Here is a 21,899-nt window from a genome sequence, read left to right on the forward strand (position 1 = left end):
GATTTGTGCAGCCCCTCTCGCCCTTGATCAGCGAACGGACTGCACGACACTCCCGAAGGCACTCCTTCGAGTACCTTCTACTATCGAAGCGTGGAAAAATATAACACGCTTTCCTATCGATGTCAATAAAGAATCTGCATTGTGATAATTTATGAATACATTGTAATGTTGAGTGATATGAATATATAAATGCAGGAGAAAGAGATGGAGAGGGAGTGGTTGGGGATGGTGAGCGGGCCAGGCGAGCGAGAGAGGAGTAGAGGACAAAGTCCCGACAGGCGAACAGGCGTCACCTGTCGGGAACAAGGCGCTTGCTAGCTCTTCAGCACTCCTGTGCTTGGCAGAGACGCAAGGCGAGTCGGGCCGGAAGCGCTGATGTCAGGCAACCTTCATGGCGGCATGCAAGGCGCGATCCAGGTCCCACAGGATGTCTTCGATATCTTCGATACCGATAGAGACGCGGATCATATCCGGTGTAACACCGCTTGCCAACTGATCTTCTTCAGAGAGCTGCTGATGGGTAGTGCTGGCTGGGTGAATAATCAGGCTGCGTGTGTCGCCAACGTTTGCTAGATGGGAGAAGAGGCGGACGTTGTTGATCACGGCTTTGCCAGCCTCGTAGCCTCCTTTGACGCCGAAGGTGAAGATCGCCCCCGCGCCGCGTGGTAAGTAGCGCTTGGCCAGCTCATAGTAAGGGCTATCAGGCAGGCCTGGGTAGTTCACCCAACTGACCGCTGGGTGTTCCTTGAGAAACTGCGCCACCTGGAGAGCATTGTGGCAATGACGTTCCATGCGCAAGGAGAGTGTTTCCAGGCCCTGCAGTAACAAGAAAGCATTGAAGGGACTCAAGCAGGGGCCAGTATCCCGCAAGGTCTCACAGCGAGCCTTCATAACGAAGGCGAAATCGCCGAAGGTCTCGTAGAAGCGCACACCATGATAGCCCGGTGAAGGATCAACAATGTGCGGGAACTTGCCGTTATCCCACGGGAATTTACCGGATTCGACGAGGACCCCGGCAATGGAGTTACCATGACCGCCGATGAACTTGGTGGCCGAGTGTACTACGATGTCGGCTCCGTGCTCGAAGGGCCGGCAGAGATAGGGCGTGGCAAAGGTATTGTCGACGATGAGGGGCAAGCCGGCCTCATGGGCAATGTCGGCAACGGCTTTGATGTCGAGTACGTCCCCGCGTGGGTTGCCGATGGTCTCCCCGTAGAGGGCGCGCGTCCGGGGCGTGATTGCGCGCCGATAGTTTTCGGGGTCGCTGCTGTCGACAAAGATGGTGTTGATGCCCCAGGTGCGCAGGGTGATGTCAAACTGGGTGTGGGTGCCTCCGTAGAGGCTGCTGGAGGAAACCAGTTCATCGCCGGGCCGCAGTAGCGTCAGCATGGTGACCATCTGGGCTGCCATGCCTGAGGCAGTGGCGACGGCGCCGGTGCCCCCTTCCAGGGCGGCGATGCGCTCTTCGAACGCCGCCGTTGTGGGATTCATGATGCGTGTGTAAATGTTGCCGAAGCGCTGCAAGGCGAAGAGATGCGCCGCGTGATCAGTGTCATCAAAGACAAAAGAGGTGGTCTGATAAATGGGCACTGCCCTGGCTCCGGTGGTTGGGTCAGGCCGCTGGCCAGCGTGGACCGATAGGGTGTTGAAGCCGAAGACATGATCGCCGTCAATTTCTGGCATCCTCTATCCCCCTCTTCTTCGTATGGTAGCTGCTGGATTGGTCATAACTCGCCCTTAGACCTCAGTCAAGCCGGCTCAATCTGGGCTGAGAGCGCTGAGGCCACTGCTCTCTACGCCAGGGGGCTGGCTGACGGGGTTATTTATTGTTATGTAGTATGGTATCACATGCGCTGTGCCGCCTGGCAGTCTTGGCACGAGAGCACAAGGCGACTGCAGTCTCCCTTGTCTCTGCAGTACAATAAAGGCGATGCCTAGTCAGCGCTCTGTTGGAGCCCTTCCCCACTCGGGCACGGCAGGGCGAATCTAGATGGCCAGCGATGTCATTGCCTGTCTCTTGTCAATAAGGATGAGGTCAAGCGTTCTATGAAGCAGTTTGCTCCTGATATGTACGATCGTCTGAAGCTTCTTCAGACGTATCGCCACGTGGCCATTGTCGGTATCTCGGCTGACCCCTATCGCCCGAGCCATTTCGTAGCCATCTATCTGCAGGCTGAGGGCTATAACATCATTTTGGTGAATCCGCGCTATGCCGGGCAAACGATCCTTGGGAAGCGGGTCTATGCTTCACTGACAGAGGCGAAAGAGGCCGGAGAAACGATCGAGGTGGTTGATGTCTTCCGCAAGCCCGAGGATGTGCTACCGATCGCTGAGGAGGCAATTCGCATTGGGGCAAAGGTGCTTTGGCTCCAGCTCGGTATCCGCAATGATGAGGCCGGACGCCTGGCCCAAGAGGCTGGCTTGATCTTCGTGCAGAATAAGTGCATTAAGATGGAGCATGCGCGCTTCTTCGGCGGCCTGCATACGGTCGGACTGAATACGGGTGTGATTCTTTCGCGGGCTTTACCCCGTGCTGAGGTTCTGAAGCCTTCTGCTGCTGAGCTAGTACGTTAGGCTTTGGCTAGTGGGCGGCTGAGCCGTAAGGCGGTAGGATCTGCTCTGAGTGGGCTAGCGGCCCCAGAAGCGGAGGGTTTAGGGCAAGGTTCATGAAGTAAGGGAAGGGTGAGACGCCGGTCCCGCTCTGTGGTTGCTCACACTCGTGGGTGAGCGTTGCCTCAGAGCGGGCGCCGGCTGGTGCTTGTCGGTGCTGTGCAGTCCTCTGAATGGAGTGGCTCGGCCCTGGTCTCAACGGAAGTGAGGCAGAACGCTACGTACAAAGCGCTCTAGCGAGGGGATGTCCAGGAAGCGAAAGATAAAGTGTGAGACGCCCACCTCTATGAACTGCTCTAGCTCACGAATGACTTCCGCAGGGCTGCCCGCGATGAAATGCTTTTTGGGATCGCGCACGACAAGGGCGGGGTCATCAGCGACACTGGCGGTGCTAAGGTAGGTCAGGGTGATTTCGGCAGGATTCCGTCCGAGACGCTGGCAATGTTCACGGAGGATGCCCAGTTTACGGCTGTATTCGTCGAGTGTGCAAGAATTGAAGTTCCACAGGTCGGCATAGCGCGCTGTAATAGCCAGGGTGCGCTGCTCACCGCCACCGCCTATGAGGAGCGGAATTGGCTGCTGCGGAGCCGGTAAGCAGTGCGCTTCTTCGATGCGATAGTGTCGCCCGACAAAGGTAGCCGGACCCCCTTGCCATAAGAGCCGTATGATTTGAATCGCCTCTTCTAGCTGCTCCATGCGCTCTTTGACACTTGGGAAGTGATAGCCATAGGAGCGATATTCATGTTCCTGCCAGCCAGCACCCAGACCGAGGATGAGCCGTCCACCAGACATCAGTTGCAGGTTGGCGGCCATTTTGGCCAGTAAAGCTGGATTGCGATACCCTTGGCCGAGAACCAGTGAGCCGACTTTTAGATGGGGATAGCTTGCCGCCACATAACACATGGTTGAGAAACATTCCATGACGGCAGCTTCTCCCCAGTCAAAATGGTCCTCAACCCAGATGGTACTGAAACCTTCTGCTGCTTGAATGAGGCGCTGATTATAGTCCCATAGCTCGTCTGGCCCCAGTGGAGGACGCTGCATCATCTGGAGCATTAAGCCAAATTCAATACGACTCACGCTTGTTCGTCCCTTCTATCAGATTACGCTTAGGCAGGCTTGCTTTCTCAAGAGCATCATATCACATGCCCGCGCCCGCGAGCGAAAGAGGGTGGGCCGCGCTGCTTGGCTCAGCTTGGCGAAGGGCGCCTCCGAGCTGCGTTGCGTGATCCCGAGCTAGGCTAGCCGAGCGGCCATTGATAGCCAGCAGAGCGATAGATGGCCTCCATCGTAGCCAAGTTTTCGAGTGATTCTTCAAGCTGCAGTAGGGGTGGACGTCCGCTGCGAAGGCAGTTGCCAAAATGCTCAATTTCCAGACGATAGGGATCGCTAGGAGGAAAGCGTCGCACAACGATTTGTTCGCCGATCGTCAGGGTGACGGTGGTTTCAATTTGACCGGGCGTGAAGGGGCCATTGAGGAGTAGCGTCCCGTTCTCGCCAACGATCTCGGCAAGCTGGCGTGTAGGTAGTTCAAAGCTGCTGTCGATGAGGGCAAAGCGCCCCTCTCCAAAGTCGAGGAAGGCTACTACGGCCCGCTCGACCTCTCCGCGGGCTGGAGCATAGACTCGCGCTCCGACCGCTAGCGGGGCACGGCCATAGATGGCCCGACAGAGATTGAGCGAGTAGCAGCCTACATCAACGAGCGAGCCGCCCCCCAAGGTAGCTTGGAGACGAATGTCCTGGGGACGGTTGCGCAGGTCGAAATAAAAAGAGGAACGCACTAGTTTGATTGCGCCGATCAGGCCCTCGCTGATCTGTTCCATGACCCACAGCATCTGTGGATGGAAACGGTACATGAAGGCTTCCATGAGTAGCCGCCCTTGGGCGCGGGCAGTTTGAAGCATACTTAGCCCCTGCTCAACGGTAAGGGCCAGCGGCTTTTCACAGAGAACATGCTTTCCGGCTTTCAGGGCCCGAATGCTCCATTCCGCATGCATGCTGTTAGGCAGGGGAAGATAGAGCGCTTCGACTTCTTCATCAGCTAGCAGGCTCTCGTAATCACCATAGATGCGCACGGCAGGGGGCGTAGATGAAAGAAGACGAACCCGATCAGGTTCTCGGCTGGCAATGGCTACGAGTTGAGCATTGCTGGCTGCCTGTATGGCCGGGATCACGCGCTTGATGGCCACGCTGGCGGCGCCAAGTATCCCCCATTTGACTGGCACTGCCGTTGCATGTAGCTCGCTTTGCATAAGCCCCTCTCCCTGAAAGATTGCCCGGAAGTGGCGTTCTCTTCGTATCTGGCGTATCCGGTAGCTTTCTTTGTCGCCTCAGCTAGCTCTTTCGCTTACAGCTCTCCCCTTTCGAGAAGACAAGTAAGCTAGCTCGCGAGCAAGAAAATAAAGGCAGAGATCAAAGGAGAAAGAGAGGACCGGTGGCCTACAGGCCAGGGTGTGGCAGCGCCTGGATACGTTGGATGGCCACCGGTCGAGCACTGCTAGTGACGGCGGCTGCCTGTCACCTTCGGTCAGTATTGTAACGCAGCCTGGCTGTGCGCCGCTCTCCCCCCTTACTGATTGGACCAGGCTCTTCAGCTCCTAGACCCCACAGATAGGTTGGCCAGGCAAAGGCTAGTCGCTTGTCCCTCACCTGGCGTTGCCGGCAGCGCGACAGGGGTGCGACGACGGACTATGACGCGTATGCCATCTAGGAATTGATCGCCTAGCCAGGCCTTGACATCGTTGACAAGCTCAAAAGCCCCGATCGCAAAGCGGTGGATGCGGACGACCAGCAGTGCTGCGCGCTGCTCATGAGGCTGAAGCCAGAGGGTCTGCCCCGGGGACAAGATAGCGCTGCCCCTTCCTCTTGCTGGCAGTTCGATCCACACCTGGCGGGCTGTTTCTCTCAGGCCCATGCTTTGGGTCTGCAGCCCTAAGCGTAGAGGTTGAAGCTGCTCTGTGGGATTAGCCAGGTGAAATGGAACTTGCCAACGGTAGGCATCGGCTGCAGCTTCAATAACTTGTAGATTGCAGCCGATGATCCAGGGCCGTGGTACATTCTCTATGTCCAGGGAAACACGCAGGCAGCGATGACCACCGCTCCGTGGCAGCCATTGCCAGGTAAGCGTTTCAACGTGCGTCGGATCAACAGATAGAGTCAGGGGTCCCTTTTCCGGCAGACACTCGTGGTCACAGGCGCCTATGCCAAAGGAGTAGATCCAGGGCGTGATCTTGCGCACCGTGAGCGGCTGCGCACCTTCGTTACACAAGCAAAGACGGATCGTGACCACTTCACCAGCACGCGGCGGATTGGGGATGATCTCCAGACCGCTGGCGGCGAAGCGAAGCTGATGCAAGGTTTCCTCTGGAGGAAGCTTTCCTTTGTTAAGAGATAGAGCGCTGGGTCTCACGGATCTCCTCCTTGAATGGCGAGCAAAAGCAGCCCTTCACGAATCGTTTCATTCTACGCTCTAGACAGATAGTTACGCAAGAGACAGAAGGGTTGAGAGGAACGGGCTAGGGCATGCGCCTGCGGCGATCCTCGACGCGTTTCGCCTTGAGTTCAAAGCGCGGCAAGCTGCCCTCAGCGACGGCCTCCACGGGGATACGCAAGCCGAAGGCTGCCCGCAAAGCATCTTGAATCTCGCCCACTAGCGAGGAAGGGCACTCGACCTGGAGAGCAACCTCATCCAGGGGACCATTGTTTGTCACGATGATGCGATACTCGGCTACCTCGGGGAAGCGGTGCAAGATATCGGCAATGGCCGAAGGATAGAGATTGACCCCGCGTACAATCAGCATGTCATCGATACGCCCTAAGATTCCCCCCGGCAACAACAGGAAGGCACGACCGCAGGGACAGCTATAGCCACCATTGCGCACCAGGTCACCAGTGCGATAGCGTAAGGCAGGATTCCCCCAGCGCCCCAGGTTCGTCAGCACTAACTCGCCAACCTCACCTAAGGGCACGGGTTGATTGGTGCGTGGGTCAAGAATCTCAGCAATGAATTCGCCTTCGTTGACATGCAGCCCCTGCTGCCGCTCGCAAGTAAAGCCATAGGCACCCATTTCGGACATGCCAGCATGGTCATAGGCTTTGGCTCCCCAAGCCTCTTCAATGCGCCGGCGCGTGGCCGGAATCGAGGCCCCCGGCTCACCTGCGTGGATCGTAATGCGCACTTTGAGCTTATGCAGATCGATGCCCTCTTGGCGAGCAACCTCCGCCAGACGCAGAGCATAGCTCGGTGTGCAGACTAGAACGGTGGCCTGTACGTCTTGCATCATGCGCAGACGCTGCAGTGAGTCCATGCCACCTCCAGGGACTACCAGGGCCCCTAGACTTTTGGCCCCCTCATAGGCCGCCCAAAAGCCGATGAAGGGCCCAAAGCCAAAAGCGATGAAGATGACGTCGTCACGGGTAACGCCTGCCGCCTGATATACTGTTTTCCAGCAGTCGGCCCACCATTTCCAGCTCTCAGCTGTATCAAGGACGCGCAAAGGCTGTCCGGTGGTGCCCGACGTCTGATGGTAACGCACGTACTCGCCGAGGGCGTAGGTCATGTTCTCGCCATAGAGAGGATGCTGCTCTTGATCAGCCAGCAGCTCCTGCTTGGTTGTAAAGGGTAAGCGAGAGAGATCGCGCAAGTGTGACAGCGATGGCGCCTGTCCATTTGCCATCAATTTACGCTCATAGAAGCCATTGCGCGGCAGAATACGCATAAGACCCAATTGCAAGCGGGCCAATTGCCGTTCTTCGATCAATGAACGCGAAGCTGTCTCCAGCCGTGGATGATGCGATTGAGGCATGGATCACGTCCTTTCACTCCCGGTCCCGCGCTGTCCGAAAGGCGGGAGAGCACGCCTGCTCTCTTCTCCCAGCGGCTTGCTTCTGCTTCTTTCCGACCTCTTCCTGGATCTGTGGTTGCAGCCAGCGATCAGTTCAAGCTGAGCTTCTGATCGCACCTGGCCACCACTTTGTTTGTCTGCTTGAACGCATTGCTCAGGCAGGGCGCCTGACCTCTCTCCGTCAGGCGCCTACGAATGGCAGGGTGACAGCGTGCTCTTCTCGCCACCAGTAGAGAGACAGAGGGGCCGAGCCTTCTCATGCTGTACACGCCAGGGCAGAGGTTAAGCGCTTCAACACTGATAGAGGTTCGATCTACTCAGTTTCGCTCTCTTCCTCTGCCCCTATCAGCAGATCAAGCGCTCGTCGCACATAGACCGGTGTGAGCTGTTTGCGATAGGTGATAGTGAGATCGGCGTTGTCCAGGGGTCTGGCGCGTTTCGCCGCCAGGGTTGCTACCTCCTGTAGCAGGGCTGGCGTAGGCCGCTGCCCTCGCAGGCGTGCCATTGCCTCTTCTGCTTCGACTGGATGAGAGGCAACAGCTCCCAGAGCAATGCGAGCATCGCCTATCTGGCCATCCTGCTCACAGCGCAGGGCTACGGCCACCCCTAGAATGGGGAAATCAAAGGAGCCACGTCGGCGTAGCTTGAGATAGGTACTGCGCCAACCAGGTGCGGGCGGCAGCCAGATTTCAGTCAGGATCTCATCGGCCTCACGAGTATAAGGCCGCATGCCATCGTCACGGAACAGCTCTTGAATCGGCATCTCGCGCTCACCGCGCACGCTGACCAGGCGTACCCGCGCTTGCAGGGCAACGAGTGCAGGGACGGTATCCGCCGAGGAAATGGCCCAACAGCGGGGACTGCCTGGAGCGACGAGGCAGATGCTGCCATCACGCTTCATGCAATAGCCGATGGAGTGGCGCCAGAACTCGGTTTGATTATAATAGTTACAGCGCGTATCAAGCAAGATATTGCCGCCAAGCGTGCCAGCGTTGCGCAACTGCGGCGTAGAGACCGCGCCGGCAGCCAGAGCCAGGGCCGGATAATGGGCCCGAAGGAGGGGATGATTGCTAATGCTCGTCAGGGTCTCCCCTGCTCCGATGCGCACTCCCGTTTCGGGTGAGCCGCTGATTCCCTTGAGCTCGCGCAAATGGCGTAGTCCAATGAGAGCCGCCGGCGTAAACTGGCGACGCTTCATATTGGGCAGCAGGTCTGTTCCACCGGCTACGGGCATAGCCTGCGGCCCTTCCTCAGCAAGCAGCCGTGTTGCCTCGCTGAGCGTGCGTGGTGCCAGGTAGCGAAAAGGAGGCAAACGCAGCATTCAGGCAGGTCCTCCTTTCTGCAGAAGCGGGGAGGAGGGAGGAGCTGCTTCTTGGGGAGTGCTCTCTCCTTGCTTCTGGAGCTGATGGTGACCGTTGCCCAGGCTTGACAAGCGTTCAGGCGACCAGCGAATCAGCCGCGCTGGCCACGCTTCTCTCAGGACAATAGGCGTGACGCGTGGCGGCGGTAGCGGACGCTCGCCAGGCTCACTATGGGCCGCTTTGAGGGCACGTAGTACTTTATCTGGTGTGATGGGCACTTCGTCGATTCGAACGCCGACAGCGTTATAGATGGCATTGGCGATAGCCGGAATGACCGGTAGCAGCGGCCCCTGCCCGGCCTCTTTGGCTCCGAAAGGCCCTTCTTCGTCAGGTCGGCCCACAAGGATCGTTTCAATCTCTGGAGTGTCAAGCGTTGTAGGAATCTTGTAGTCCAGGATCGAAGGGATCTTATGCCGCCCCTTGCGGAAGATCTGCTGTTCCATGAGGGCCTCCCCATAGCCCATGTAGGCGCTTCCCTCGACCTGGCCAGCAACGAGCAGAGGGTTGATGGCCTGACCCACATCGTGAGCGAGCCAGAGCTTTTCAACCTTGACCTCGCCCGTTTCACTATCGACCGCCACCAGGGCAACACAGGCCGAGTACGAATAAGCGGGTGAGGGCCCGACTCCAGCCCCTTTGAAATCCCCATGAATGTCTTCTGGCGGTGCGTAGGAGCCAGCAGAGACCAAAGCTCCGTAGCGGGCTTCGGCAAGCTGTACCGCTTGCTCGAAAGAGAGGGCGACCTGCGGGTCGTCAATGTAGTAGATGGACCCGTCGCCGCTCTCCAGGCGTTCCGCTGGAACGTGCAACCGCTCAGCAGCGACAGTATGGAGCAGCTCCTTGAGGCGGCGCGCGGCTTGAATAGCCGCGTTACCGGCCATAAAGGTGACGCGGCTGGAGTAGGAGCCGAGATCAACCGGGGTCAGGGTAGTATCGGCGGTCTCCAGGTGAATACGCTCCGGCTCGACACCCAGTTCTTCCGCAACAATGTAGGCCAGTACGGAGGTTGAACCCTGGCCAATGTCGGTGGCGCCGCAGTAGACGGTGACTCCCCCGCCGCGATCAAGACGGATCTGCACAGCAGAATGGGGCATATCGTTCCAGTAGATCGGTTTGCCGGCCCCACAGATGTAGGTTGAAACAGCCAGTCCCATGCCGCGCCGTAGCGGTGAGGATGGGCGGGCGACCTCGGCCTCACGTGCCGAGCGGGAGGCATGAAACTCACGCCAGCCTGAGCGAGCCACCACCTGATCGAGGCATTCCTCAAGCGCGCAGCTAGTAATGCGCAGACCGTTGATGGTTCGGCTATAGGGCTGCACCAGGTTGCGCTTGCGCAGCTCAATGGGGTCCAGTCCCAAATCACAGGCAAGCTTGTCAAGATGGACTTCGAGCGCGAAACGCGGCTGGGGCGTACCGTGGCCCCGCTTGGGGCCACAGGGTGGTTTGTTGGTGAATACACGCATGCCCTCGAATTTATAGGCAGGTAGGGCATAAGTGACCGGTTGAAGAGCGCCTGTATAGTAGGTGGTGGCTACACCATAGGAGCCATAGGCGCCACCGTCCAGGAACGAGCGGAAATGCATGGCAGTGATCGTACCATCACGCTTGACCCCCGTTCTGATCCACATTTTGACAGGATGGCGCCCGCGATGAATCAGAAAGACTTCTTCACGTGTGCAGGTGATTTTGACCGGACGCCCAGTACGGCGCGCCAGTTCGCATGCACAGATCTCATGCGAGAAGGGGTCACTTTTGCCCCCAAAGCCCCCGCCAACATGGGGAGCAATGACCCGTAGATGAGAGGGCGGAATGCCCAGGACTTTGCTGACTTCGCGGTGTACATAGTGAGGGGTCTGAGTCGAGGACCAGAGCGTTAGCTTGCCCCCAACAGGATCATGAGGGTCCGGCTCCCAACGCGCTACACAAGCGTGGGCCTCAATAGGGACGTGGTTATTGCCTTCGTAGTAAAACCAGTCTTCGCGCACATAGTCAGCGGCAGCGAAACCAGCTTCGATATCGCCGAACTCATAGGAGACGGCTTTGTGAATGTTACCCTGGCGCGCCTCTTCGTGAATCTTGATCTCGGGATGCTCCAGAGCCTCTTCGATGCTCATGAGAGCCGGCAGGACCTCGTATTCGACCTCAATCAGGCGCAGGGCTTCCTCTAACGTCTCGGGGTCAATGGCCGCTACGGCAGCCACCGGATCACCTACATAGCGCACTTTGTCGACGGCCAGCGCCGTTTCATCCTGACTGGAAGGCAAAATACCGTATTTGCGTGGCAGGTCTTGACCGGTAATCACCGCGAGCACTCCCGGCAGCTCGCGCGCTTTTCGCGTGTTAATGGAAACAATCCGTGCATGAGGATGAGGGGAACGCAGAAGGCCCCCGTAGAGCATGCGCGGGAGCATAATGTCATCGGCATAGATGGCCCGTCCAGTCACAGTGCTATAGGCATCAACTTTGGGTAGAGGCTTCCCTACCACTCTGTAGGGTCCTGCTTTGCGCGGTTGCAGACGCCGCCATTCGTCCATAGCTCTAGCTTCTCCTCTCTTCATATACCAGTACTGAGCGGACGCTAGCCAATCAGCGCTAAGCTCATCTGACTGGGATGGCCAGACTAGGATGGCAGAGCAGCGTCAGGCTGCCGCTCAAGCTCGCGTCCGGCTTGCAGACGTTCTACCGCAGCCTCGATCGCCTCGTAGATCTTCGTGTATCCAGTGCAGCGGCAGAGGTTGCCAGCAAGAGCCTGTTTGATCTCTTCCCGCGTTGGATGGGGATTCTGACGCAGGAGAGCCACCGCAGAGAGGAGCATGCCAGGGGTACAGTAGCCACACTGCGCCGCTCCCAGCTCGGCAAAAGTTTCCTGAAGCGGGTGTAATCTGCCCTGCTCCTCTAGCCCTTCAATGGTTGTAATCTCGCAGTCTTGGACCTCTAGCGGCAGAGTCAGGCAGGAGAGGACGGGCACGCCATCAAGAAGTATGGTGCATGCTCCACACTCACCTAGCTCACAGCCGTGCTTGGTGCCGGTCAGTCCGAGATCCTCACGCAGGACCTCTAGCAAGGTCCGATGAGGCAACACCGCCACCTCATAGCGTTCGCCATTGACACGCAGGGTAATTAGTTCGCGCATGTGGTCTCCTTTCGGCCCGATGGTCATCTCCAGGGCGACCTAGGGAGAACCCCTCAGTGAGCACTTCGGCTGACAGGGAACCGAGCGGGTTCTTCAGATAGTGCAACCCTGTGGTATTATAACACTTTTCCTTGGCCTGCGATATTGCACAAGTGCAGCACTGAATCTGTAAAGCGCGCCGATACCCTGCTCTCTCCGAGGATCATGTCGGCATGGCATTCCCGAGCGGATCAGGGTAGGCCTCTAATACGCAATTCGCGTGGGTGCTCGACAACGAAACGCTCTTCGATCTGTTGTTTGCCTCCTGCAGGCAGGGTGAATTGCCAGGTGAGCTGCTCCAGTTTGCTGCGCTCCTGCGGCTCCGGCTGTAATGAGAGGATACGCACCTTGATGCGTTCGTGACGCGAGACGGGGAGATGATCCAGGACAATGATGCGCCGCTCGCTCTGGGCGAAGTTCTCTACCGTGATGCGATAGGCATAGGTGATACGCCGCACCCCCCCTTGGAGACGGCTCGTCTGCTCGACTGTGCGTTCGACCAGCTTACGCTGAACACGCACGGCGTCATCGAGACCAAGGAAGAGATGGAATGTCTGGCCAGGGGCTGTCAGGTCGATCTCGGTCGTGCCAACATACTCGTTATCAACGAAGATATTGGCCTTGCCTTTGAGTAGGACCCCTGCAGTGGTATTCTCGACAATGGCACGGAGATGCGCCGCCTCCTCGTGAATGGGCAGCGTGACGACCTCTAGGCGACAGGGCAGACGATACTGGGCAATGAGTGTACGATGGGGCGAACCGTCTGAGGGGATGCTCACGGAGCGTCCACAGCGGAAGACCAGGCCTGTCGCTCTCTGCTCAATGTCGGCGCTGGCTTCAACTGCTTCTTCTTCGGTGAAGGAACTTTCTTCCTCCGGCAAGCTTTCAGCTCCCTCTGGGGCCGCAGCCGCTGGCGGCACTTGGTCAAAGGTCATCATGACAGAAGGCCTCTGCCTGCTGGTGACAGTGGAGCCTGAGGCCGTCAAGGGCATGGCAGACGGGGCCGCCAAAGGAAGCGATTGCGAAGGAATTACGGGCTGGAAGATATCCAGATACCAGGGCTTCAGCTCGGGCAAGACGGTCGCCTGGGCCGGACGCGCTGTCGAGAGCATCAGCGCGACCTCGTCCCAATCTTCACCGGTGCGTTGCTCTACGAGGCCGATGCAAGTGAGGTCGATGCTGCTTTCCTGACGGCTGTTGTCTTCGCCATGATTCTCAAAGGAGAGACGTGCATCATAGCTAGGGCGCCAGGCAGCTCGTTCGCTCAGATAGCTCAGCTCGAGGGTCAATTCTCCAGCCCGCGGCAATTCTACGCTCACGAGGACCGCTAGACGATCTGGATGACCTTCAAGCTGTTTTTGCTCTAATTCTCTCTTTTTAGCATTCAACTCTTCTCGCAGTTGTTGGAGCTGAACCGCGAGATCCTGGGAGGCCTCGGCATCCTGCAGCATTTGGTTCAGCAGGACGGAGAAAAAGGTTCGGTAATCGTCTGGCTGCAAGCGCCCTTGCGTCAACCCCTCAATGAGGGCCGGTGCTTGCCCTCCCAAGGCTTCTACCCAATGACGACGCTGGTCAAGCGCCTGCTGACGAGCCTCTAGAAGTTGTATCTTGCGCCCGAGCAGGTCACACGCCGTCTGTAAGCGTAGCAGTTCTTGCTCAGGCGGGCGCGCCAGAAAGGCTGTTGTGACTTCGACTCCCAGCAAGCGAGTTCCCGCCGGTCCTCTGCCGTTCACGCGCAACGAATCCTTGAGAAAGAGCGGCAGATAGTTGACACGCAATTGGTGCTCACCAGCTTCCAGAGATAAGTTCCCCTGCCGCTTGATGAGGGCCCGATCACCATAGACAGTGACCTCCATGAGACGGGTTTCCAGCTCAATGACCATCCTCTATCTCCTATCAACTCGACTAAAGAGATGACGACACTAACTGGCGTCGCCGTTAAGAGCTGGCTAGCGGGCTGCCCACTAGCTTGTTTTTGCTTAACGCTGGCCTGTACCAATTCGCTGTTGTGCTCTGGTTTCTTCCGCTTTGTAGAGAACAACGGAGGACAACAGCAGCTTCTGTATTATAGACGCTCGCTATTCTGTTTCATAGCGTATCCCTCTGGTCAGTCGCTAAGTGAAGGTTACCTCAGCAGCGACAATCTTGTCTAAGGAAGGAGATTACGCATACGTAAGATCACCGCTAGCCCATAGCTCTCGCCGTCAGAGCGCAAAGGCTAAATGAAGGAGCCACGCAGCTTCTAGGAGTATACTCACCCCTAAGCGTCAGTGGTAATGGCGGCGCTCCTCTCAAGCTCAAGGGAGATGCGCCTCAGTGGCAGCAGGAGGAAATCATGTTGTTCGATAGCTCCCAACATCGGCGACTGTCTTGCGGTGCTCTACATTCCTGCCGGCTCAGTCTACTTGGCACCTGGGGCCTCTTGGGAATGTTGGAGATCTGGCTGAGCTTCTACTGCCCGTGGTCACTCTCTTCCCTAACGGCCAGCAGAGCCGCGCGCTCACCTAGCGGCTGGCATCCCCTGGGGATACGCTCGACATGGCACATCAGATCGCAGGCCACTAGTAACAATGTGTTCTACCACAATGGGCCAGTGATGGGCCAGACGATGACTGCCTATGCCATTTTTTGGGAACCGCCTGGCTCCCAGGTGAGTGCAGGCTACCACCAGTTGATTGAGCGCTACTTTCAGGATGTCGGCAACTCAGCACTCTATCAGAACAATAGGCAGTACAGCGATAAGAGCGGTCAGGCTCCTGCTGGCGCGACCTTTGGCGGCTCTTGGATTGACCATCGTCCTTATCCCGCCTCAACGCTGAGCGATGCCCAGATTCAGGATGAGGTCCGACGGGCGCTGCAAGTCCAGGGCTGGACCCCTTCGCTCTCGCATATGTTCTTTGTCTTTACCGCCCGTGGAGAAAACATTTGCTATAACTACTATTGCAGCTTCTCTAGCTTTTGTGCCTATCATGGTTACTTTGATCAAGAGACAATCTACGCTGTCATTCCCTATACAGGGAGCGACAGCGAGGCCTGCGGGGTTCCTGCTTCGCCTAACCACGACCGCGATGCTGATAGCAGCATTAACGTAACCTCACATGAGCAAATGGAGGGAGCCACTGATCCGCTGCTCACTGCCTGGTACGACAGCCAGGGAAGCGAAATTGGCGACAAATGCTCTTGGGAATTTGGTGCGCTCGACGCTGACGGTGGCAACGTCTCCTGGAATGGAAACCGCTATATTGTCCAGGAGGAATGGAATAACCGCAGCGGCGGCTGTGCCCTTAGCGGTCCCTGACCTGAGGCTGAGAAGGAGCGCGGCCAGCCGCCTGGGAAAGCTGTGCGGTCAGGCCGCCTGGTTGGTCACTACGGCAGCCAGCGAACCAGCCCAGGCCAGCAGCTCTTCATCGTGTCGCCAGCCGGCCACACATTGCAAGCCGAGTGGCAAGCCATTGGCAGCTATCCCAGCGGGCAGAGTGATGGCCGGTAGGCCGGCCTGGGTCCAGGGTAGATTCATAAGACCGCTGCCCGTAGTTTCCAGGCCCTGGGGGGCGGGTCCAGGAGCTGCTGGGGCTACCCAGAGATCGATGCCCTCACGCGCCATGAGGCTCTCTAGCTGGCTGCGCAAGTTCTCGCGTTCGGCGCGCGCCTGGCATATCTCCTGGATATCGATCGCGGCGCCCTCGCGAATGGCAGCCGCTGTCAGGGGACGATACAGAGAGGCAAAGTGCTTGAACCAGCGCGCATGCACACGCGCCATCTCGGCATGCACGAGACGCAGATGACGCTGATTGATGGCAGCGATCTCTTGCAGGGCTGGCACGCGTTTGACGCGATACCCCGCCTGCTGAAGGAGCGCGAGCTGCTTCTCGAAGGCCTGCCGGCCTTCCGGTGAAGCCTGGTCAAGATAGGGGCCTTCGGGCACGCCCAGCACAGGGGGCGGCAGCGAGGGCAAGCCACGCCAGCCACGACAGAGCAAAGCCGCCACCAGGATCAGCCCTTCAATATCCTGGGTGAACAGGCCCACCGTGTCCAGGGAAGGAGCACAGAGGATCAAGCCATCGGCGGAGATGCGCCCGAAGGTCGGCTTGAATCCCACGATGCCGCAGAAGGCTGCCGGACGCAGGACAGAGCCTATGGTCTGCGTGCCGAGAGCTAGTGGACAGTAGCCGGCAGCCACTGCTGCGGCAGAACCGCTACTGGAGCCACCCGGCGTATGGAGAGGATTCACCGGGTTGCGCGTTGGCCCCGGCTCGAAATAGGCGAATTCAGCACTGACAGCTTTGCCGAGGACCAGTGCCCCCGCCTCACGCAGACGCGTGACACAACTGGCCTGCGGCCCGCTCAAGAGCGTAGCCGGGAGCTGAGAGCCGGCGCGAGTTGGAAAGCCATGCACATGAAAGAGGTCCTTGACAGCGAACAAGATCCCATACAGGGGAGGACGCCCCCGTGGATCAGGATAATGCTCCTGCAGACGGCGTGCCTCCCTGCGCAGCCGCTCACGTCTCCCTGTTTCAGGCAGCAATGCCTCAAGCTCCGGCTCGGCCTGCTCGATCCAGTCACATGCTTCCTCGATAGAAGCAATAAGCTCCTCCTGGCCATAGCGAAGACGCTCAGCCTGGATTTTCAAGCTCATCATTTTCGTCCACATCCTCTTTCTGTGCTCCTTTCCTCCGTTCGGTAAATATTTCACAACGTGCATGTAGCCAGCTAGGCATACACTCCTGCACCGTCACAGGCTTTACGAAGGCCAATAGCTCATCAGACATTGCGATGTTCCTCTCAAAGCATTTCTCGCCGGCTGCCACAGATTTCTCAGCAAGAATTTGCAGTCTCCCTATCTGTGGCAGACTATGGTAGACTAGACACAGCTTCTTAGCAATCAAGAGAGCGATTACGCTGCGCAGGAGAGCTGTCATGGGCATCTGCAACTATTGTGGCACGGAGCTACCAGTTGATGCCAGATCTTGTGGACATTGCGGGCACCCCCTGCCTGCAGAGGAACCAACTCAGTCTATCGAAGCGCAGTCAGGCAGTGGCCCACAGGAGGAAGTGGCCGCCGTGCCCGGCCTGGATCAGGCCCATGCGAGCGACAGTCAGGAAGAGCAAGGAGAGGCCACGCTGATCCTACCAGAGGCGGCTGCGCATACCGCTTCTTCAGAGATGGCTTCCGAAGGCAGGACGCAGTTTGACCAGTGGCAGACCATTCCGGTCTCAGTGACCACATTCGAGTCAGAGCCAGCCAGAGGGCCTCAGTCCCTTATTGCAAAGGCTCCCTTTATCGCTCAACAGGACAACCGGCCAGCGGCGGAGCAAGAGCGGCGGCGCCGTCGACGGTGGCTATGGCCTCTTCCGTGGCCAACAGGAGAAAAGCTAGCGGAGCATGCGGTGCCCTCAGTCCAAGGGAATCCTCCAGCCAGTGTGCCTTTTGTGCATGGCAAGCTCCCCCGCGCCCCCAAAGCTTCGAGGGCCGCGAATAAGATGGCTGACTCTCAGGCACTAGTGGAACGGGCGGCAGCTCGTTCACTGACGCTGCTCGCCAGACCTCCAGCGGCTGGCAGCTCTCGGCGCTTGCTTGTTCGCTCAGGCAACGGCCTGCCATCCTGGCTAACACTAGCGCTCATCCTCTTCTGCGCGGCTTTACTGATCACTGGTAGCACGGTAGCAGCAGCTTTCACGATCTGGGCGCCCACGCTCACACTGCTTTCGGGCAATACGACTGTGACTCCCGGTAGCTTGCTGCGTGTGCATGGGGATCATTTCTTGCCCGGCAGCACAGTCGCTTTAACACTTGATCAGCACCTTCCCTTGCAGTTCAGGAGCAGTATGGCCCCGCAGCAGCAACCAGAACCTGGGGCAGTGGTGGCTGAGGCCTTTGATCCAGTGAGACTATCCTGGCAAGCCCTGGATGGGACAAGCCTGCAAACACGGGGAGACGGCACTTTCGACATCGCTCTCACGATCGATCCGAGCTGGTCAGTGGGCCGACATGTGCTTGAAGCGAAAGAGGTCTTGACTTCACGGAGCGCAAAGCTGGCCTTTACGATTGTCAGCCCTGCGTCAACTTCCATAGCGAGCAGCCCAACCCCCACAGCCACAGGGAGCACCAGCCCGCATGGCTTGCCGACGGCGACAGCCACGCTACCCGCTACGCCTACAGTTTCCGCGCAGCCAACAACGGCCTCTTCCTCTCCTGGGAGACTAAGCTGCGTTAATCCCTCAGCGGTCACCTTTGGCCCGCTAAGCAGCGGTTACCGCGCGCCGGTTAGCCAGGCCATCACTCTCTGTGCATCGGGTCGCGGAGCGGTAGGCTGGACGGCAAGCTGGAACCAGCAGCAGGCTCCCTGGCTCTCTCTTAGCGCCACTTCGGGTCTGCTGGCCGCTCCTGGAGCAGAGCAAATTAGCATCAGTGTGAGCAGCGCCGCCCTCGCTGCGGGCCGCTACACTACTCAGATTAGCTTCCGCGATGACGCGGGACACTCAGCTCTGTCCTTGCAGGTAACTCTCATGGTAGTCGAGCCCTGCCTGAGCGTCTCTCCCACCTCCCTGAGTTTTACCGCGGTCTCCGCTACCAGCGATCCTGCACCTCAGACTTTGACCATTGGAAACTGCGGTGGCCAGGAGAGCTGGTCAGCCACTCTCCAGCTAGAAACAAAGCAGCTGTGGCTCAGTTTGAGCAGCAACAGCGGCACGCTGACATTACACGAGAGGACTTCTATCACGGTCTCAGTGAGCAGCCTGGAAAACAACCTCCAGGCAGGCAGCTACCGGGGGCAGATTCTGCTCAGCAGCGGGCAGAGTTTGGTGACGATCCCTGTGATGCTGACAGTCGAGCCAGCCCCGGCCCTCGTCCTCGATTCTCCATCGTCAGGAACCCTCCAGGCAGGCAGAGATTGTCAGGAAGATAGCTCGCAGACGAGCTGGCTATGTCAGGTTGTTATCGGTGCTGATAGCCACAATGCCGCCAAGTTGCAGTGGAGCAGTAACAGCAATGGCATCAAGGGCATCACCTTTGCACCTGCGCAGGGAACGCTGGACCCTGGCCAAACTGTCTCAATCCAGGTGACCATTCCTGTTACAGGTTGCCCATCTTCTGCTCAGCTTTTCTTCAAGGGCCCAGCCAATAGCCTCCAAGTGACCTGGGATTGTTTCCCTGTCGCATCCTGAACCCGAGCGCACTGGGTCCTTATCCAGGCTTCGCCGCAAACAGATGAAGGAAGCCAGCCTTGTAGCAGTCGGCATAAGAGATGACTTGCCCTCAGGTAGGGCTTTATTACGCAATCTCAGTGATACACCAAGCAACCCAATGAATAGCGATGCACTGATCGGGCAGCGGCTTGGCGCCTATCTGATTCAACGCAAACTGGGAGAAGGCGCTATGGCCCGGGTCTACAAGGCCTACCATTCTCGGCTACGGCGCGATGTGGCTATTAAGATCATTCGCCCAGAGGTGGCAGCACGCCCCGGCTTTGCCGCCCGCTTTGAGCAAGAGGCCCAATTGATTGCCAGCCTGGAACATCCGCACATTGTGGCCGTTTATGACTTCGGAGAGGCCTACCTTGGTGAGCTGGGGACTATTCCATACCTGGTCATGCAATATGTCGGTGGGGGCACGCTACGCGACCTCTTGCGTGAGGGTCGCCCCCTTGATCATGCGCTGGCCATACGCTACGCCCGGGATATGGCCAGCGCTCTGCATCTGGCCCATGAGCGTGGCATCGTGCACCGCGATGTGAAACCGCAGAATATGTTGCTGACGCGTGGTCCACAACGAGAGATCTTACTCTCCGACTTCGGAATCGCTAAGTTGCTTGATCGACGCGCTGCCTCCCCTAGCAGCGATAGGCAGCCGCTGTCTGCTGGGAGCGAGGATGAAGGTGAGCCAACGCAACCAGAGCTAGAGCGCTTGCAACTCACTGGCACGAGCGAGCTGCTCGGCACAGCAGCCTATATGGCTCCAGAGCAGATCAGACGGCTCCCCGTCGACGCCCGCACTGATATTTATGCCCTGGGAGTGGTCCTTTTCCAGATGTTGACTGGCCATCCTCCCTTTGAGGCCCAGAGCACTGCCGCCCTGCTCTACCACCATGTCTATAGCACAGCCCCCGATGTTCGCACTCTCAACCCAGCAATACCGGCGCCCCTGGCGCAGATCATCGCCCGTGCTCTGGCAAAAGCCCCCGAGGAGCGTTTTCAATCAGCAACAGAGTTGGCCCATGCGCTGGACGAATTGCTGCTGTACGAGAGCGAAGCCTTGCATATGCCTGCAACTGTCTCCGACTTGGACCAGGCAGGCGCCAGCAGCTTACCCACTGATGCGCCAGCCCAATCCCCCGCTTTGGCCGCTCCGGCCCAGATCACGCCAGCCACACGCCAAGTGGAGAGGCGGCCCGCTGTAACTTCCGCCCTGACTTCAGGTTTGATAGTCCCAGAAGCTGGCAGCAAGCGTCTGGATGAGGCGCGTCCACAGCAGACGCCTTTCACCTTCAGTGGTCGGCTTCTCGCACGACGCCAGCTTTCCCTGGCCCTCGGCCTCCTTATACTCCTTCTTCTCATCATTGGAACGCTGGCGCAGGGTCAAATCAGTAGCTGGCTCCAGCCCTGGACCATGACCGGCCCTACTTCCGAGGGCCTGGCCCGGCCTTTTACAGATACGTTTCAGACCAATGAGCAGCGCTGGACCGAGAGCGCTCCGGCCTTCAATACAGCCATCGGCAATGGCCAGTATGTGATCACCATCGGCCAGACGCCACCGGCCACCTATTATTTCCCCTACCCCCAAGCTGCCGGTAATCTGCCGACCAATTTCACCCTGAGTGCTCAGATCCAGCGCCTGGCAGGCAATGAGGAGAACTGGTATGGGCTGGCTTTCCGCTTACATCTAGAAGGGAACTACGTGTCTTGTTATGCCCTGGTGATTGACGGCGCCGGTCACTACGCTCTCTGGAAATTTGATGCTCATGCTGGCCAACCAGGCACACCGCTGATCCTAGTGAGCGGCCTGTACTCCCCCCGTAAGCACGCTCCTGATCTCCTGGAGCTTACGGCCAGAGGAGATACTTTCACAGCCCGTATCAACGGCGTCCCTGTAGATTTCAATACCTCGACAAGAAGCGTGAGCGACCCAGGAGGCTATAGCGGAGGCCGCCCCGGCTTGCTGGTCACCGGCCCACAGGCGCGTTTTCTGATCACACGCTTCACCCTTGCCCTCCCTTGAGAGAGGCCAGGAGATAGCCTTCACTCTCGCCGGAGTGATCCTGCTCGCCTGTTCCGACGAAAGCAGCCAAGACCAGGGGGCTGCCAGAGCCAAACTCAGGAAGAGAGGAGAAGGCCGGCCCGAGAACCCTACCGAAACGCCTAGGGAAGGTCGCCGAGAGCTGGGCAGGAGTGACGCATTGTGGTAGAGTACAAAACGGCGTGTAGATGAGAGAGGAGGTCCGCTTGCTTCTCATGAGAGAGCATACGATTACCCAGTTTCTGGATGAACCCCAATACAGTCATCCTGACAAGGCCCGGGTGGTGATTATTCCGGCGCCGCTTGAATATACTGTCTCTTACCTGCAAGGGACACGCCACGGCCCGCAAGCTATTCTCAACGCCTCTAGTCAGTTGGAACTCTATGATGAAGAGCTAGAGTGCTGCCCACTTGAAGAGGTTGGTATCTACACTCGCCCGGCTCTGGACTACCAGGGCTTAGATCACGCCAGTGCTCTGAAGTTGACGGGTGAAGCGGTGCGCGAGGTTCTAGAGCGAAGGCAGCTGCCACTCCTGATTGGGGGCGAGCATTCGCTTTCTCTTCAGCCGATAGCTGTAGCGCGCGAGTTTTTCCCCGATCTGACAGTTGTTCATATTGACGCTCATGGTGATCTCCGCGCTGAATACGAGGGGTCCCCTCTATCCCACGCTTGCATC

General features: G+C 58.2%; 15 protein-coding genes. 5 read left to right on the forward strand and 10 right to left on the reverse strand.

The genetic code is table 11. The annotated features are described in order from the left end of the window. Positions 1-378: 378 nt before the first annotated feature. Positions 379-1,683 carry an O-acetylhomoserine aminocarboxypropyltransferase gene (locus tag IRZ24_RS04640; RefSeq protein ID WP_297160784.1) on the reverse strand — a complete coding sequence of 435 codons (1,305 nt, stop codon included), beginning with the start codon at positions 1,681-1,683 and terminating at the stop codon, positions 379-381. 363 nt (positions 1,684-2,046) lie between these two features. Here IRZ24_RS04640 and IRZ24_RS04645 point away from each other — a divergent pair, with 363 nt between their 5' ends. Beyond that, positions 2,047-2,574: a CoA-binding protein gene (locus tag IRZ24_RS04645; RefSeq protein WP_297160785.1), complete on the forward strand. Its 528-nt coding sequence runs from the start codon at positions 2,047-2,049 to the stop codon at positions 2,572-2,574. 231 nt (positions 2,575-2,805) lie between these two features. On the opposite strand, the gene IRZ24_RS04650 is transcribed toward IRZ24_RS04645, so the two are convergent. The 8 genes from IRZ24_RS04650 to IRZ24_RS04685 all read right to left on the reverse strand — a co-directional run bounded on the left by IRZ24_RS04650 (position 2,806) and on the right by IRZ24_RS04685 (position 13,870). Next, positions 2,806-3,690, reverse strand: a complete 885-nt coding sequence (locus tag IRZ24_RS04650; RefSeq protein WP_297160786.1) for an LLM class flavin-dependent oxidoreductase — start codon at positions 3,688-3,690, stop codon at positions 2,806-2,808. Between the two features lie 161 nt (positions 3,691-3,851). Then, complete coding sequence (locus IRZ24_RS04655; protein ID WP_297160787.1) at positions 3,852-4,862, reverse strand: Gfo/Idh/MocA family oxidoreductase; 1,011 nt, start codon at positions 4,860-4,862, stop codon at positions 3,852-3,854. Between the two features lie 338 nt (positions 4,863-5,200). Further along, positions 5,201-6,019, reverse strand: a complete 819-nt coding sequence (locus IRZ24_RS04660) for a hypothetical protein (protein ID WP_297160788.1) — start codon at positions 6,017-6,019, stop codon at positions 5,201-5,203. Positions 6,020-6,125: 106 nt separating this feature from the next. Further along, positions 6,126-7,415 carry a phenylacetate--CoA ligase family protein gene (locus tag IRZ24_RS04665; protein ID WP_297160789.1) on the reverse strand — a complete coding sequence of 430 codons (1,290 nt, stop codon included), beginning with the start codon at positions 7,413-7,415 and terminating at the stop codon, positions 6,126-6,128. A gap of 352 nt (positions 7,416-7,767) precedes the next feature. Next, positions 7,768-8,775 carry a xanthine dehydrogenase family protein subunit M gene (locus tag IRZ24_RS04670; protein ID WP_297160790.1) on the reverse strand — a complete coding sequence of 336 codons (1,008 nt, stop codon included), beginning with the start codon at positions 8,773-8,775 and terminating at the stop codon, positions 7,768-7,770. Continuing rightward, on the reverse strand, positions 8,776-11,349 hold the full coding sequence (locus IRZ24_RS04675) for a molybdopterin cofactor-binding domain-containing protein (RefSeq protein WP_297160791.1): 2,574 nt from the start codon (positions 11,347-11,349) through the stop codon (positions 8,776-8,778). Between the two features lie 86 nt (positions 11,350-11,435). Then, positions 11,436-11,948, reverse strand: a complete 513-nt coding sequence (locus IRZ24_RS04680) for a (2Fe-2S)-binding protein (RefSeq protein ID WP_297160792.1) — start codon at positions 11,946-11,948, stop codon at positions 11,436-11,438. A 230-nt stretch (positions 11,949-12,178) separates the two neighbouring features. Then, the gene (locus IRZ24_RS04685) at positions 12,179-13,870 is read right to left on the reverse strand and encodes a mucoidy inhibitor MuiA family protein (RefSeq protein WP_297160793.1); all 1,692 of its coding nucleotides are present in this window, start codon (positions 13,868-13,870) and stop codon (positions 12,179-12,181) included. Between the two features lie 452 nt (positions 13,871-14,322). On the opposite strand from IRZ24_RS04685, the gene IRZ24_RS04690 reads away from it, so the two are divergent. Further along, positions 14,323-15,285 (forward strand): hypothetical protein, encoded by a 963-nt coding sequence (locus IRZ24_RS04690; RefSeq protein WP_297160794.1) that lies wholly within the window; start codon positions 14,323-14,325, stop codon positions 15,283-15,285. 48 nt (positions 15,286-15,333) lie between these two features. Here the strand turns inward: IRZ24_RS04690 and IRZ24_RS04695 are convergent, their stop codons facing one another. Continuing rightward, positions 15,334-16,626 (reverse strand): amidase, encoded by a 1,293-nt coding sequence (locus tag IRZ24_RS04695; RefSeq protein ID WP_297160795.1) that lies wholly within the window; start codon positions 16,624-16,626, stop codon positions 15,334-15,336. A 278-nt stretch (positions 16,627-16,904) separates the two neighbouring features. Between IRZ24_RS04695 and IRZ24_RS04700 the strand changes: the two genes are divergently transcribed. The 3 genes from IRZ24_RS04700 to IRZ24_RS04710 form a co-directional block, all read left to right on the forward strand. Next, a complete protein-coding gene (locus IRZ24_RS04700; protein WP_297160796.1) occupies positions 16,905-19,154 on the forward strand; it encodes a zinc-ribbon domain-containing protein in 2,250 nt (749 codons plus the stop codon). 139 nt (positions 19,155-19,293) lie between these two features. After that, on the forward strand, positions 19,294-21,204 hold the full coding sequence (locus IRZ24_RS04705) for a serine/threonine-protein kinase (RefSeq protein ID WP_297160797.1): 1,911 nt from the start codon (positions 19,294-19,296) through the stop codon (positions 21,202-21,204). A 233-nt stretch (positions 21,205-21,437) separates the two neighbouring features. Continuing rightward, on the forward strand, positions 21,438-21,899 hold a 462-nt coding region (locus IRZ24_RS04710; RefSeq protein ID WP_297160798.1), incomplete at its 3' end, for an arginase family protein.

Origin of the sequence: Thermogemmatispora sp. (assembly GCF_019683755.1) — a bacterium.
Taxonomy (GTDB): Bacteria; Chloroflexota; Ktedonobacteria; order Ktedonobacterales; family Ktedonobacteraceae; genus Thermogemmatispora.

Coding starts and splice junctions, on each gene's coding strand:
- IRZ24_RS04640 (WP_297160784.1), bottom strand. CDS start 1,683: ATGCCAGAAATTGACGGCGATCATGTCTTCGGCTTCAACACCCTATCG.
- IRZ24_RS04645 (WP_297160785.1), top strand. CDS start 2,047: ATGAAGCAGTTTGCTCCTGATATGTACGATCGTCTGAAGCTTCTTCAG.
- IRZ24_RS04655 (WP_297160787.1), bottom strand. CDS start 4,862: ATGCAAAGCGAGCTACATGCAACGGCAGTGCCAGTCAAATGGGGGATA.
- IRZ24_RS04665 (WP_297160789.1), bottom strand. CDS start 7,415: ATGCCTCAATCGCATCATCCACGGCTGGAGACAGCTTCGCGTTCATTG.
- IRZ24_RS04670 (WP_297160790.1), bottom strand. CDS start 8,775: ATGCTGCGTTTGCCTCCTTTTCGCTACCTGGCACCACGCACGCTCAGC.
- IRZ24_RS04675 (WP_297160791.1), bottom strand. CDS start 11,349: ATGGACGAATGGCGGCGTCTGCAACCGCGCAAAGCAGGACCCTACAGA.
- IRZ24_RS04680 (WP_297160792.1), bottom strand. CDS start 11,948: ATGCGCGAACTAATTACCCTGCGTGTCAATGGCGAACGCTATGAGGTG.
- IRZ24_RS04685 (WP_297160793.1), bottom strand. CDS start 13,870: ATGGTCATTGAGCTGGAAACCCGTCTCATGGAGGTCACTGTCTATGGT.
- IRZ24_RS04690 (WP_297160794.1), top strand. CDS start 14,323: ATGTTGTTCGATAGCTCCCAACATCGGCGACTGTCTTGCGGTGCTCTA.
- IRZ24_RS04695 (WP_297160795.1), bottom strand. CDS start 16,626: ATGATGAGCTTGAAAATCCAGGCTGAGCGTCTTCGCTATGGCCAGGAG.
- IRZ24_RS04700 (WP_297160796.1), top strand. CDS start 16,905: ATGGGCATCTGCAACTATTGTGGCACGGAGCTACCAGTTGATGCCAGA.
- IRZ24_RS04705 (WP_297160797.1), top strand. CDS start 19,294: ATGAATAGCGATGCACTGATCGGGCAGCGGCTTGGCGCCTATCTGATT.